This is a genomic window from Salinibacterium sp. G-O1 (genome assembly GCF_030063305.1).
GTDB lineage: Bacteria > Actinomycetota > Actinomycetes > Actinomycetales > Microbacteriaceae > Rhodoglobus.
The window spans coordinates 763,032-776,873 of the sequence record NZ_JASISV010000001.1 but is presented as its reverse complement, the minus strand read 5'-3'; the positions used below and the strand labels follow the sequence as shown (position 1 = coordinate 776,873).

The 13,842-nt window shown below is 63.7% G+C and carries 11 protein-coding genes; 2 read left to right on the top strand and 9 right to left on the bottom strand.

The genetic code is table 11. The features are described 5' to 3' along the window. Positions 1-44: 44 nt before the first annotated feature. Genes QMG83_RS03810 through mmsA form a run of 3 tightly spaced genes read right to left on the bottom strand, consistent with a single transcriptional unit; the run spans position 45 to position 4,106 of the window. Positions 45-1,148, bottom strand: a complete 1,104-nt coding sequence (locus tag QMG83_RS03810) for a substrate-binding domain-containing protein (RefSeq protein ID WP_283504016.1) — start codon at positions 1,146-1,148, stop codon at positions 45-47. Positions 1,149-1,194: 46 nt separating this feature from the next. Next, positions 1,195-2,544, bottom strand: coding sequence for an ABC transporter permease subunit (locus QMG83_RS03805; protein WP_283504519.1), 1,350 nt, complete (start codon positions 2,542-2,544; stop codon positions 1,195-1,197). 38 nt (positions 2,545-2,582) lie between these two features. After that, on the bottom strand, positions 2,583-4,106 hold the full coding sequence (gene mmsA / locus QMG83_RS03800; RefSeq protein ID WP_283504518.1) for a multiple monosaccharide ABC transporter ATP-binding protein: 1,524 nt from the start codon (positions 4,104-4,106) through the stop codon (positions 2,583-2,585). Positions 4,107-4,344: 238 nt separating this feature from the next. Between mmsA and QMG83_RS03795 the strand changes: the two genes are divergently transcribed. Next, on the top strand, positions 4,345-5,520 hold the full coding sequence (locus QMG83_RS03795; RefSeq protein ID WP_283504015.1) for an ROK family transcriptional regulator: 1,176 nt from the start codon (positions 4,345-4,347) through the stop codon (positions 5,518-5,520). Positions 5,521-5,585: 65 nt separating this feature from the next. Then, complete coding sequence (locus tag QMG83_RS03790) at positions 5,586-6,359, top strand: ATP-binding cassette domain-containing protein (protein ID WP_283504517.1); 774 nt, start codon at positions 5,586-5,588, stop codon at positions 6,357-6,359. Positions 6,360-6,371: 12 nt separating this feature from the next. On the opposite strand, the gene araA is transcribed toward QMG83_RS03790, so the two are convergent. Genes araA through QMG83_RS03760 form a run of 6 tightly spaced genes read right to left on the bottom strand, consistent with a single transcriptional unit; the run spans position 6,372 to position 13,785 of the window. After that, on the bottom strand, positions 6,372-7,889 hold the full coding sequence (gene araA, locus QMG83_RS03785) for an L-arabinose isomerase (RefSeq protein WP_283504014.1): 1,518 nt from the start codon (positions 7,887-7,889) through the stop codon (positions 6,372-6,374). A gap of 22 nt (positions 7,890-7,911) precedes the next feature. Further along, the gene (locus QMG83_RS03780) at positions 7,912-9,495 is read right to left on the bottom strand and encodes a xylulokinase (protein WP_283504013.1); all 1,584 of its coding nucleotides are present in this window, start codon (positions 9,493-9,495) and stop codon (positions 7,912-7,914) included. Next, the gene (locus QMG83_RS03775; protein WP_283504012.1) at positions 9,492-10,199 is read right to left on the bottom strand and encodes an L-ribulose-5-phosphate 4-epimerase; all 708 of its coding nucleotides are present in this window, start codon (positions 10,197-10,199) and stop codon (positions 9,492-9,494) included. The genes QMG83_RS03780 and QMG83_RS03775 overlap by 4 nt, the downstream gene beginning before the upstream one ends. Next, positions 10,186-11,268, bottom strand: a complete 1,083-nt coding sequence (locus QMG83_RS03770) for a LacI family DNA-binding transcriptional regulator (protein WP_283504011.1) — start codon at positions 11,266-11,268, stop codon at positions 10,186-10,188. The genes QMG83_RS03775 and QMG83_RS03770 overlap by 14 nt, the downstream gene beginning before the upstream one ends. Before the next feature lie 31 nt (positions 11,269-11,299). Continuing rightward, the gene (locus tag QMG83_RS03765) at positions 11,300-12,193 is read right to left on the bottom strand and encodes a sugar ABC transporter permease (protein WP_283504010.1); all 894 of its coding nucleotides are present in this window, start codon (positions 12,191-12,193) and stop codon (positions 11,300-11,302) included. Continuing rightward, positions 12,193-13,785, bottom strand: coding sequence for an ABC transporter permease subunit (locus tag QMG83_RS03760; RefSeq protein WP_283504009.1), 1,593 nt, complete (start codon positions 13,783-13,785; stop codon positions 12,193-12,195). The genes QMG83_RS03765 and QMG83_RS03760 overlap by 1 nt, the downstream gene beginning before the upstream one ends. Positions 13,786-13,842: the final 57 nt, after the last annotated feature.

Here is a 13,842-nt window from a genome sequence, read left to right as displayed (position 1 = left end):
GGCCGGGGCGAACCCCGACCGGCCTTTTTGTTTGCTACGAGTTGCTACTTGGTGAGCGGCTCGAGGCTGGTGTTGCCTGCGTAGACCTCGGCAGCTGTGTCCTTGGTCACAACGAGCGGTGCGAGCAGGTACGACGGAACAACCTTGACGCCGTTGTCGTACGACTCGGTGTCGTTCGTCTCAGGCGCGTTGCCCTTCTGCAGGTCCTGAACCATCACGATGGCCTGTGCAACCAGCGCACGGGTGTCCTTGTAGATGGTCATGTACTGCTCGCCAGCCATGATCGACTTGACCGACTCAACCTCTGAGTCCTGGCCGGTGACGACGGGCAGCGGCTTGCCGGCGCTCTTGACCGACTCGATGATCGCGCGGGCGAGGGTGTCGTTCGGCGAGAGAACTCCGTCGAGCTCGACGCCCTGGTAGTTCGCGGCGAGCAGCGTGTCCATGCGGCTCTGAGCGTTCTGCGCAAGCCATCCCTGGGTTGCCGTCTGTGCGACAGCGGTCTGGCCTGAGACCACAACGAGGGTTCCGTCGTCGATCTTCGGCTGGAGAACGCTCATCGCGCCGGCGAAGAAGACACCGGCGTTGTTGTCGTCGGGCGAGCCCGAGAACAGCTCGATGTTGTAAGCGGCCTTGTCCGCGAACTTTGCCTTCAGTCCGTCGAGCAGGGCCTGACCCTGCAGCTCGCCAACCTTGAAGTTGTCGAACGCGAGGTAGTAGTCCACCGCGTCGGTGTTCAGGATGAGGCGGTCGTAGGCGATGACGGTTGCGCCAGCCGCGTTGGCTGCCTCAACCTGGGTCGAGAGCTGCGAGCCGTCCTTGGCGCCGATGATGATGACCTTGGCACCGTTGGTGACCATCGAGTTGATCTGGTTCTGCTGCTCGGGGACGGTTCCGGTGGCGGGCGCGTACTGTACGTCCGGCTTGAACCCGGCCTCGGTGAGGCCGTCGGTGAAGAGCTGGCCTGCGAGCACCCAGTTCTCCGAGGTCTTGTCGGGCAGGGCCACGCCGATGGTGGCGTCGGCGGCGAAGCCGGAGGCTCCCGCAGTCGAATCGGTTCCCGATTCCGGAGCGCGGCTGGCGCAGCCCGCGAGCGTCAATGCCGCGATAGCCGCGAAAGCGGTCGTCGCGATAACGATCTTCTTCATTGCTGTTCTCTTTCCTGGTGCGTTTGTTAAGTGGAGACCGCTGGGGTTAACCTCTGGGCTGCTGGTCCGGAGGTCGAACGGTCTCTTCTGCTCCACCCGCTGAGGGGGTGGGAGTCTGGGTTCCGGCGGGCTTCGCGCCGGGGGAAACATCGAGTTCTCCGCCGCGCTTGCGGGTGAGCAAGCCGATGATGGATGGACGCCCCTGACGCTTCGAGTACACATCCACCCCGACGGCGATGAGTAGCACGAGGCCCTTGATCATCTGCACGCGGTCGGCGCCGACGCTGAGCAGTTGGAGTCCGTTGTTCAGCACCGCAATCACGAGCCCGCCGATGATCGATCCGGCGACGGTTCCGATGCCGCCCGACACCGCTGCGCCTCCGATGAAGACAGCCGAGATCGCGTCAAGCTCCCAGCCGACGCCGTCGCCGGGGCCGGATGCCGCTGAGCGGGCGATCCAGATCATGCCGGCCAGCGCTGCGATGACGGACATGTTCGCCATGACGAAGAAGTTGACTTTGCGGATGTTGACGCCAGACAGCTCGGCTGCTCGCCAGTTGCCACCGACGGCGAAAATGTGGCGTCCGATCGTCGTGTTGTTGGTGAGGAAGGAGTATCCCAGCACCAGAACGCCGAGGATGATTCCCGCGATCGGGAAGCTCGTTCCGACACGGCCGGTCGCGAACAGCAGGGTCGCTCCGACGACGACGGCCAGCACAACTACGAGACGTACGATGCTCACCCACAGCGGCGCGATGTCTGCCCCCATCTTGCGCTGGGCGACGCGCGAGCGACGCTCCTGCCAGATCACGGCGACGACCACGAGTGCTCCGAGAATGAGGGTGGGGTTGGAGAATCCGAAGTCGGGGCCGAAGTCGTTGAGGAAGCCACCGCCGATGAATTTGAACTCCTGCGGCACCGGGATGGAGGTCGAGTTGCCGACGAACTGGTTGGCGCCGCGGAACAGAAGCATGCCAGCAAGCGTCACGATGAAGGCTGGCACTCCGACATAGGCCACCCACCATCCCTGCCATGCCCCCACCAGCGCGCCGATGATCAATCCGACGATGATGCCGATGAACACGGTCAGGAACGAGCTCATCCCTTCGGGAAGACCGGGGAAGCTGAGACCCTTCATCACCTGGGCGACGACGATTCCGACGAACGCGGCCACGGAACCCACCGAGAGGTCGATGTGACCGGCGACGATCACCATGACCATGCCGATGGCGAGCACGAGCACGTACGCGTTGCCGTTGATCAGGTTGATCAGGTTGATCGGGTCGAGTGTCTTGCCATCAGTGAATATCTGGAAGAACACGATGATGAACACGAGTGCGCCGAGGATGCCATACTGGCGCCCTCCGCCGGCGAACAGTTTGCGAAGTTCTCGGATGCCGCCGGACTTCTCGGGGGCTCGGGTGGCTGTCTCGCTCATAGCTTCGGGGCTCTCTTCTCGGTCGACGTCATGCTCTTCATCAGGGTTTCCGGATCGGCCTCGTCAGCCGACATTTCGTTGGTGATGGCGCCTTCGAAGATCGTATAAATGCGATCCGAGACGCCCAGCAGCTCCGGCAGTTCGGACGAGATCATGATGACTCCCTTGCCCTGAGCTGCCAGGTCGCGGATGATGCCGTAGATCTCGGTCTTGGCGCCGACATCGATGCCGCGGGTCGGCTCATCCAGAATCAGGATGTCGGGGTCGGTGAACATCCACTTCGCCAGCACGACCTTCTGCTGGTTTCCCCCAGACAACTTGTTCACGCCCTCGTAGACGGTCGGCGTCTTGATCCTCAGGCTCTTGCGATATCTCTCGGACGCCTGGTATTCCTCGACCTTGTCGACCACGCTGCCCTTCGAGATCTTGGACAGCTTCGCCGAGACGACAGACCGCTTGATGTCGTCGAGCAGGTTCAGCCCGAGAGCCTTGCGGTCTTCGCTCACGTAGGCGATGCCATTGTCGATCGCGTCCTGGACGTTCGTGACCTTGATTTCCTTGCCGTCTTTGAAGAGGGCACCAGACTGGAAGACGCCGTATGAGCGCCCGAAGATGCTCATGGCGAGCTCCGTGCGGCCAGCACCCATGAGGCCTGCGAAGCCGACGACCTCACCGCGTCTTACGGTGAAGCTGGAGTTCTTAACCACCATCCGGTCAGCAACCAGGGGGTGGCGCACGTTCCAGTTCTTCACCTCGAACAGCACCTCCCCGACGTCACCGATGCGCGGGGGAAAGCGGTTCTCGAGCGTGCGACCGACCATGCCGCGAATGATGCGATCCTCGTCGACGCCGTCGTCTCTGACGTTGAGGGTCTCGATCGCCTTGCCGTCGCGGATGATCGTGATCTCGTCTGCGATCGCCTCAATCTCGTTGAGCTTGTGGGAGATGATGATCGAGGTGATGCCGCGACCCTTGAGGCCTCGAAGCAGGTCGAGCAGATGCTGGGAGTCTGACTCGTTGAGAGCCGCGGTCGGCTCATCCAGAATCAGGAGCTTCACCGATTTGTGCAACGCCTTGGCGATCTCCACTAGTTGCTGCTTGCCGACGCCGATGTCTTTGATGAGCGTGTCGGGGTCATCCGAAAGCCCCACCCGTGCGAGCAGGTCCCGCGCCATTTTCTGGGCGGAGACCCAGTCGATCACACCGCGCTTTGTTGGCTCGTTGCCGAGGAAGAGGTTCTCGGTGATCGACAGCAGCGGGATGAGCGCGAGTTCCTGATGGATGATGACGATGCCGTCGGCTTCACTCTGCTTGATATCGCGGAACTTGACGGTCTTGCCCTGGTAGACGATGTCGCCGGCGTAGGTCCCGAAGGGGTACACGCCAGACAGCACCTTCATGAGGGTGGACTTGCCGGCACCGTTCTCGCCGCAGATTGCGTGGATCTCACCGACTTTGACTGTGAGGGAGACCTCATCGAGGGCTTTGACACCCGGGAACTCCTTGGTGATGCTGCGCATCTCGAGGATCGTCGGCTCAGAATTGCCTTCCAACTCCACAGCTTGACCTCCGCGTCATGGTTTAGCACTGGCAATCAGTGCTATCCGCCTACGAGAATCTAACCCCCTGATGGCTTGGCGTCAATTAGTGAACTCAAGAAATACCAAACTGTGATATTTCCGCCCGAATCTCACGAGCCACGACCAGCAAAAAAGCTCAGGAAGCCTATAAACACGCGGAAAAGTGTATGGTTTCGATGTGCAGAGCCGACACCCAACGCCGGGTTCGCAGACTTCACTACGCGAAGCCAATCGCGCGCGAATCGTCGAATCCCTCAAACGCCACGGTCATTTGACCCAGGTGGAGCTTGCCGGCGCGACGGGGCTTTCTGCCGCAACCATCTCCAACATCGTCAAGGAACTGTCTGCTGCTGGCGTCGTGAATACCGCGGGCACCTCGCGCAGCGGCCGCCGCGCCGTCGAGGTGACCCTCGCCCGACGGCAGGGGCTCGTAGCTGGGCTGCACATCTCAAAGCGCCACATGAGGGTCGCGATCTCTGACGTCGACCGCACCGTGGTCGCAGAGAACCACCTCCCCCTGGCATCGGATCATCGCCATGACAGGGAGATGGATCGCGCCGCACTGCTCCTCGGCGACATGGTCGATGCACTCGATGCCTCCGTGAGCGACATCCTCGTGCTCGGGATGGCGCTGCCCCACCCCGTCGATCCGCTGACCGGGATGATCTCCACCCCGGGGCTGATGCGCGGCTGGGATGGCGTCGCCATGGCCGACTCCATGAGCGAGCGCATCCAGCTTCCGGTTTTTGTCGACACGGAGGCGAACATGGGCGGGCTCGCCGAGTTGCGGTCGGGAGCAGCCAGGGGCATCACGAGCGGCGTCTACGTCAGGGTCGGCAATTCGATCGGCGGCAGTCTGCTGATCAACGGATCGTCGTATCGCGGGGCAACCGGCAGGGCAGGCGAAATCGGCCACGTGATGATTGACCCGCGTGGGCCGCTGTGTGCCTGCGGCAACAAAGGCTGCCTCGAGGTTTTCGCCGCAGGGCCCGCTCTTCTCGAGCTGTTCCGCGACGATCCGGGTATCCATCGCCTGCGCGACGTGCTGCTGCGGGCGGAGGCCGGCGACTCCGGAGCTACCCGGGCGCTGGCCGATGCCGGTCGCCACATCGGCGCGGCTGCCGCGATCATCAGCACCATGTTCGACCCCGAAATGATCGTGGTCGGAGGCGAGTTGGCCGAGGCCGGCGAACTTCTGCTGGCACCGCTCAGGCACGAACTCGAGCGAGCCACCATCGGCACTATCGCCCCAACGGTCGTGACCGGCATGCTGGGAGACCGGGCAGCAGTGCTCGGCTGCCTCGCCGCGGCCATCGACAACGTAGCCGCAGAGTGGAAGCCGCAGATACGATGACCAACAGGCAATTCGACGGCCAGAGCGACACAATGGCGGCGCAGATTCGCACCGAGGAGACACCGATGCAGGCATCACCGGCCGCACTGCCGCTCGCGCCTGTCGTGCCGCTCGTCTCCATGAGTGGCATCAGCAAGAACTTCGGAGCGGTCCGCGCGCTCACCGGAGTGGACCTCGAGGTGTATCCCGGCGAGGTCGTCGCCCTCGTGGGAGACAACGGCGCCGGCAAATCCACTCTCGTGAAGATCCTCGCCGGGGTGTTTAAGCCTGACGCCGGCTCCATCACTTTCGCCGGAACCCCGGTGAGTATCGGCAACCCGGCTGAAGCCCACGACCTCGGCATTGCCACTGTGTTCCAGGATCTGGCGCTGTGCGACAACCTCGACGTCGTGAGCAATCTGTGGCTTGGCCGCGAACTGGCGGTGCGGGGCGTGCTCGACCATGTCGAGATGGAGACCCGCTCGTGGGCGCTGCTGCGCGAACTCAGTGTGCGCATCCCGTCGGTGCGTGCGCGGGTGGCGACCCTTTCGGGTGGCCAGCGTCAGACCGTCGCGATCGCGAGGTCGCTCATCGGCGAACCCAGCGTCGTGATCCTCGACGAGCCGACGGCAGCACTCGGTGTGGCGGCGGCGGCAGAAGTGCTGAACCTGATCGAGCGCCTCCGCGAGCGCGGGCTCGGCGTCATCGTGATCAGCCACAACATCACCGATGTGCAGGCAGTGTCAGACCGGATCGTTGTGCTGCGGCTCGGTCGCAACAACGGGCATTTCCGCACCGACGAGGTCACCAACGAGATCGTGATCTCGGCCATCACGGGCGCCTCCGTTTATTCGCGCTGACGCGGCCCCGGATCAGAGCGTCTGGTTGAGGCGGTAGTACGCCGCGTTCCAGCGCACCTCCTTCTGGAACCCGCGCAGAGTGGTGTCTTCATCGATGACGAGCAACTCGGTGGAGGCCATATCGGCGAAGTCGCGGAACACCTCAACGCTGACCTGGGTGGTCATGACGGTGTGGTGGGCGGCCCCGGCGGTCAGCCAGGCCGCCGCGGATGTCGCAAAGTCCGGCTTCGGAATCCAGACGGCCCGGCCGACGGGGAGGTTCGGCATCGGCGCATCCAGCGGCACATTCGTGACGACGTTCGCGACCAGTCGAAAACGGTCACGCATGTCGCTCAGTGCGACGACGACCGCAGGGCCAGCGTCGGCCGTGAAGACAAGGCGCACCGGATCCTCCTTGCCGCCGATGCCGAGCGGATGGATCTCGAGGCTCGCTTTCTCGGAACTGAGCGACGGGCTGACCTCGAGCATGTGGGCGCCGAGAATTTTCTCCTCGCCGGGGGTGAGGTGGTAGGTGTAGTCCTCCATGAGGCTCGCTCCCCCGGGCAGGCCGGCTCCCATGACGCTGGCGACCCGCACGAGCACCGCCGTCTTCCAGTCTCCCTCGGCGCCGAAGCCGTACCCGTCGGCCATGAGCCGCTGCACAGCGAGGCCGGGCAGCTGCCGGAGTGCGCCCAAGTCTTCGAAACTCGTGGTGAAAGCGGAGAATCCGCCAGCTTCGAGGAATGAGCGCAACCCCAGTTCGACCGCGGCCCCGTAGCGCAGCGACTCGTGACGTTCCCCGCCCTTGAGCAGTTCAGGAGCCACGTCATAGCTGTCGAGGTAGACCTCGACAAGCTGATCGATGTCGGTGTCTGATGCCGCGTGCACGGCATCCGCGAGCTCGTTGACACCCCACGTGTTGACCTGAACGCCGAAGCGGATCTCGGCCTCCGTCTTGTCGCCTTCAGTCACAGCAACGAATCGCATGTTGTCGCCGAAGCGTGCAAGCTTCATGTTTTGTGCAGCATTCCAGCCGGCTGCCGCGCGGGTCCACTCCGCCACCTGCGCGATGACGGCAGGGTTCGACACGTGGCCGACGACCGTCTTGCGGGCGATGCTCATCCTGCTCAGGATGTAGCCGTGCTCACGGTCGCCGTGGGCAGCCTGATTGAGGTTCATGAAGTCGAAGTCGATCTCGTCCCACGGCAGGGCGACATTCGCCTGGGTGTGCAGGTGCAGCAGCGGCTTCGTCAGCACGCTGAGGCCGTTGATCCACATCTTGGACGGGCTGAAGGTGTGCATCCACGTGATGACGCCGATGACCGAGTCGTCGCTCGAGGCGTCGATCATCGCGCGTCGGATCGCATCACTGCTGGTGAGCACGGGCATCCACTTGATCGTCACGGGGATCTCGGATGCACCGCCGAGAGTCGCCGCGACCTCCTGTGATTGTTCGGCGACCTGGCGCAGGGTCTCCTCGCCGTACAGGCTCTGGCTGCCGGTGAGAAACCAGACGGTCTTCGTCGTGAGGTCGGGGATGATGCTGGTCATATGAGGGTCCTTGATTCGAAGGTCAGATGGATTCGGCGGCGATTCGCGCGATCGCGAGACCGGCTCGATAGCGCTCGATGTACGAGGCAAAGCCGCTCAGATCCGCGGGGTCCGGTTCGACAACGGTGACACTCGCGCCGCCGAAAACGCGGGCACTGAGGTAGTCGGCGAGAGTCCCGTGCGATCCGGACGCAGCATAGGACGCGAGAACGGCGATGCCCCAGGGGCCACCCTCGGAGGCCGTCTGTGCGACGGATACCGGGGTGCGAAGTGCCGCGGCGAGAAAGCGCTGAGCCACTCCGGCCGTTCGGAAAACGCCGCCATGCGCAAACATCTGGTCGAGCTCGACACCCTCGTCGTCGAGCACCGCCATGCCCATACTGAGGGTGGCGAAAACGCCGTAGAGCTGGGCGCGCATGAGGTTTGCCAGAGTGAACTGGCTGTCGTTGCCGCGCACGACAAGCGGCCGCCCCTCGGCGATGCCCGCAATCGGTTCGCCGGCGAGTTGGTTGTAGGCAAGGATGCCTCCGGCATCCGGCTCTCCGGCGAGCGCCTCGGTGAAGAGTGCGGAGTATGCGGCATCCGCATCGATGGGTGTGCCCGCCGCCTCGGCAAAGCGCCGGAAGATCGACACCCACGCGGCGAGTTCGCTGGCCCCGTTGTTGCAGTGCACCATCGCCACGGGGTCGCCGGCCGGGGTCGTGACGACGTCGAGTTCGTCGTGCACCTTCGCCAGCGGACGTTCGAGCACCACCATCGCAAAGATGCTCGTGCCCGCGCTGACGTTGCCGGCGCGCGGTGCCACGGAATTGGTGGCGACCATGCCGGTTCCGGCATCGCCCTCGGGCGGGCAGAGCAGGATTCCCGGTTGCAGGCTTCCACTGGGATCGAGCAGTGCCGCGCCCGCGGCCGACAGCACTCCGGCAGGCTCGCCGGCGAGCAGGACCCTGGGGAGAACGTCAGCGAGCAGCAGCTGCGATGCGGCATCGGCGACAAGGGCGTCGAAGCGCGCGACCATGTCGGGGTCATACCCTCGGGTCTCGTCGTCGATCGGGAACATCCCTGACGCGTCGCCGATCCCGAGCACTCGCTCCCCCGTGAGCTGCCAATGCACATACCCGGCGAGAGTCGTCAGGAAGCGGGTTGCCGCGACATGCGCTTCGCCGTCGAGCACTGCCTGGTAGAGATGGGCGATCGACCAGCGCAACGGGATGTTGACCCCGAACGTGCTCGTGAGTTCGGCCGCCGCGGGTCCGGTTGAGGTGTTGCGCCACGTGCGGAATGGCACCAGGAGCTCACCGTCGGCATCGAACGCGAGATAGCCGTGCATCATCGCGGAGACGCCGATGGCCCCAAACGTGTCAGGGCGCACCCCGAAGTTCTGCTCGACGTCTGACACCAGGGCGGCGTAAGCGGCCTGCACTCCCGTCCACACGTCCTCGAGCGAGTAGCTCCAGCGGCCATCGACGAGCTGGTTCTCCCACTCGAATTCGCCGACACCCAGAATGACCGAGGGGTCGTCGCCGACCAGACACGCCTTGATCCGGGTCGAGCCCAGTTCGATTCCCAGGGCGGTGTGACCCAGGCGGATTGCGTCAGCACTCATCGACCGTCATCCTCGCTCTGTCCGTAAACGTTCTGGTATCGGTCAAAGAGACGATCGATGGCCTCCTGCGGGATGGGGATGAGTGGGCCGCCCTCGCGCGCTATGTGCACGGTGCGCGCGACGTCCTCCACCATCACAGCGGCCTTGACCGCGTCCTTGGCCGACGACCCGATGGTGAAGGGTCCATGGTTTTGCATCAGCACCGCGCGGGAGCGATGCGAGCCCAGCGTCTCGACGATGCCGCGCCCGATCGAGTCGTCACCGATGATTGCGAAAGGTCCGATCGGGATGGGTCCGCCAAACTCGTCGGCCATCGCAGTGATCACGCACGGGATCTCCTGGCCGCGCGCTGCCCATGCCGTCGCATACGTGGAGTGAGTATGCACAACGCCGCCGACGTGAGGCATGTTGCGGTAGACGTACGCGTGAGCCGCGGTGTCGCTCGACGGCGCGCGGTCCGAGCCCGCGCTGTCGGGCACGACATCGCCGTCGAGGTCACACAGGATCATGTTCTCGGGCGTGAGGTCTGCGTAGGAGACACCGGAAGGCTTGATCACGAAGAGGTCGGCACCGGGTACTCGCCCGGACACGTTGCCCCCCGTCCAGACCACGAGGCCGTATCGAACGAGTTCGTCATGCAGCGCGGCGACGTCGGCCCTCGCGTGGGCGATGGATGCCTCGACATCGAGGCTAAAGCTCTTCATGAGCGCTCATGTTACCGTTCACATTGGCGGTTGGCAAGCGAGTCTGGGGCGGGCCCAGCGAGCGTCGCGGCGGTGCGGTGGAGGCCCGCACGATGAGCTCAGGCTCGATGATGGAACGCCTCTGAACCTCGTTTCCCTCCAGCTCAGCGAGCAGCGTTGCCACGCTCAGCAGACCGAGCGCGGCGAAATCCTGTCGCACCGTTGTGAGGGGCGGCAGAAAGTGCCTCGCGTCAGGGACGTCGTCGAAGCCGACGACGCTCACGTCTTCCGGCACGCGAATGCCTCGCTCGTGGAACGCGTGAATGAGCCCGAGCGCCATCCGGTCATTGGCCGAAAAGACGGCCGTAAAGTCGGGCTCCACGGTGCTCCCGAAGGCGTAGCCAAAGTCCGAGGTCCAGTCGCCGACCACGGGCTCGCGCGCCGGTAGCCCCTCGCGTTCGAGGTGCTGCCGCCACTCATGAGCCCGGCCCCTGGCATCCAGCCAGTCCAGCGGCCCGGCAAGGTGCAGCATCTCCCGATGACCCAGGTCGATGAGATGCTGCGCCGCGAGCGACGCTCCCATCCCCTGGTCGACCGAGACCGTGAGCAAGTCGTCTTCCGGCTCCGCCTTCACGACCAGCGTCGGGATGCCGCTCGAGACCTCTCGCAACAGGTCGACCGACGACGTGCGCGGGGTGATCAGGCACAGCGCATCGATCCCGATGGTCATGAGGTTCATCAGGGCGTCGTGCGCGGTGATCGCGCGGTCCGCCGACACCGCGATAGACGACACCGTGTACCCGCGATCGTGTGCGGCGTCCTCGATCGCACGAAGTGTGCTGCTCGGGCCGAACTCCATGACGCTGTCGACGACGACACCGATCCTGCTCGTCTTGCGGCTCGCCAATGCCCGAGCGGCGCTGTTGGGGCGGTAGTTGAGCTCCCGGATAGCCTCCAGCACCCGCTCGCGTGTGCCAGGTGAGATGCTCGGATGCTCGTTGAGCACCCGCGACACCGTCATGTGCGAGACACCCGCGAGCGCCGCCACGTCGCGAATGTTTGCTTTCGGTCCGCCACGCAGCGCAGTCATGCCCTGAAGCTTAGTTAGCGCGCAACGGCGACTACTTCACCGAACCGGCGGTCAACCCGCTCACGATGTACTTCTGCAGGTAGAGGAAGAGCGCCATCACCGGCAGCGCCGCGAGCACGGCTCCCGCCGCGAAGATGCTGTAGTTCTTCGAGAACTCGTCTGACACGAACTGGTAGAGCCCCACCGCGAGCGTCTGCTTTTCCGGCTCGATCAAAACGATCGAGGCGATAACGAACTCGTTGGTGGTGCCGATGAACGAGAGCAGCCCGACGACCGCGAGAATCGGTGCGACCAGCCTCAGGATGATCGTGAAGAAGATCCTCGCGTGACCCGCCCCGTCGATCTTTGCCGCTTCATCGATCGACGTCGGCACAGTGTTGAAGAAGCCGTACATGAGGTACGTATTCACACCGAGCGCGCCCCCGAGATAGACCATGATCAGGCCGATCTGAGTGTCGAGCCCGATCGCCGGGAAGATGTCGCTGATGCCGTTGAGCAGCAGGAAGATCGCGACCACGGCGAGGAGCTGCGGGAACATCTGCACAAGCAGCAGGGCAAGAAGCCCAACGCGACGTCCCGTGAATCGCATACGTGAAAAGGAATATGCCGCCATTGCGCCGAGGAATACCGTGCAGATCGACGTCGTGATGCCGATCACCAGGGTATTTCCGTACCACGCGGCATAGGGCTGCTGGGGAAGGTCGAACAGCTGGGTGTAGCTGCCGATGTCGAAGACGCTGAACAGCGCGTTGGCGCTGATCAGTGTGCCGCTCGGGTTCAATGATGCCGAGAGCACATACAGCAGCGGGAAGATCGCGAACACCGACATCACCACACCGATGAGGTGCCGCCATCCCGTTGCCCCGAACCAGCGGCCAAAGTTGAAGCTGCGCTGGGTGGACTTCGCCTTGTCGACTGTCGTCATTAGTTCAGCTCCTCAAGCGACTTCGTAGCCCGGAAGCTCACTGCCGCGATAACACCCACGAGCACAAAGATGATGATCGAGAAGGCGCTGGCGAGCCCGTAATCTCGACCCGCCCCGACGAAGGCGACCTTGTAGACCATCGAAATCAGGATGTCGGTGGCACCGACGTTCACGCCGGCCGCCACATCCCGGGGCCCGCCGTTGGTGAGCATGTAAATCAGGTTGAAGTTGTTGAAGTTGAAGGCGAACGACGAGATCAACAGGGGGGCGATGGATACCAGCAGCAGTGGCATCTTGATGAACCTGAAGACCGCCCACGGCTTGGCGCCATCCATCGTCGCAGCCTCCTGCAGCTCCTCCGGGATCGACTGCAGTGCCCCGGTACACACGAGGAACATGTAGGGGAAGCCCAGCCACAGGTTCACGAGGATGATGCTCACCTTCGCCAGCCACTCGTTGGTAAGCCACGGGATGTCGGCTCCCCCGAACAACACCTGGTTGACGAACCCGAAGTCGCGGTTCAGCATCCCCGCCCAGACCAGTGCTGACAGGAACGCGGGGAAAGCGTACGGAAGGATCATCATCACGCGGTAGACCTTGCGCCCACGCATCCGTCGATCGTTGAAAACCACCGCGAGGAACAGGCCGAGCAGGAATGTCGTGGCTACAGAAAGGAACGCGAACGCGAAGGTCCACAGGGCGACGCTGAACAGCGGACCGCGAATCGATTCGTCGCCGAATGCCCTGGCGAAGTTCGCAAAGCCGATCTCGATCTTCCACCCCGGCCGCAATTCGGTGCCATCGCTCGCGGTGAACGCGCCCACACCCGTGTCGGAGTACACGACCCCGGTGTTCGTGTTCGTCATTGTGCCGGCGGATTCGTCGTACAGCAGGTTCGACCGGTAGACGAACGCGCTGCTGCCGTCCGGGGTGCGCAGGGACCCGTCGTTCGGGTCGTCGCTGATTTGCACGGCGAGCGCGGCAATGGTTTGCTGCGCCGCCACGATCTGAGAGAAGTTGAGGGTGTTGTAGCCGGGGACTCCGACTGCCTTCCCTCCCTCAATCGTGGCGTTATCGACCGCCGCGAGAGGGCTGTTTTCGTTGCCGATGCTCACGTCGCCATCGGGGTCTGTCACGAGAAAGCTGTACGTGCCGAGGCTCTCGACGACCGTGAGACCGTAGGCCGGGGAATCCTCGACCCTCTCCTGGGACGATCCGATCAGCGCGGCAACAGCGTCTTGCTTGGTGCTGTTGTGTCCGGTGCCGTAGTTGGTGAAGGCGATGTAGGCCGTGTACCCGATGATGAAGACCTGGAACACGACGAGGAAGATGACGCCCGGCACGAGGTACTTGGCCGGCAACATCCTCTTGCTGAAGTACACAACGTTGACGACGATCGTGACGAGCAGGATCGCCCCGAACACGACCCAGTCACGCTGGGCAAACACGATGAAGAGTGCATACAGGCTGATGGCATCGACGATCGCCAGTGCCGCAATCTTAACGAGCAGCACCTTCGTGCCGGTCGCGGTTGAGCCAATTTTTCGGTCGCTCGACGGACGTTTAGTGCGTGCGGGTGTTTCGATGCTCATGCCATCCTGCTGATCTCGGGTGAAGGGCCAGGGCACATAGCGCCCTGGCCCCTCACG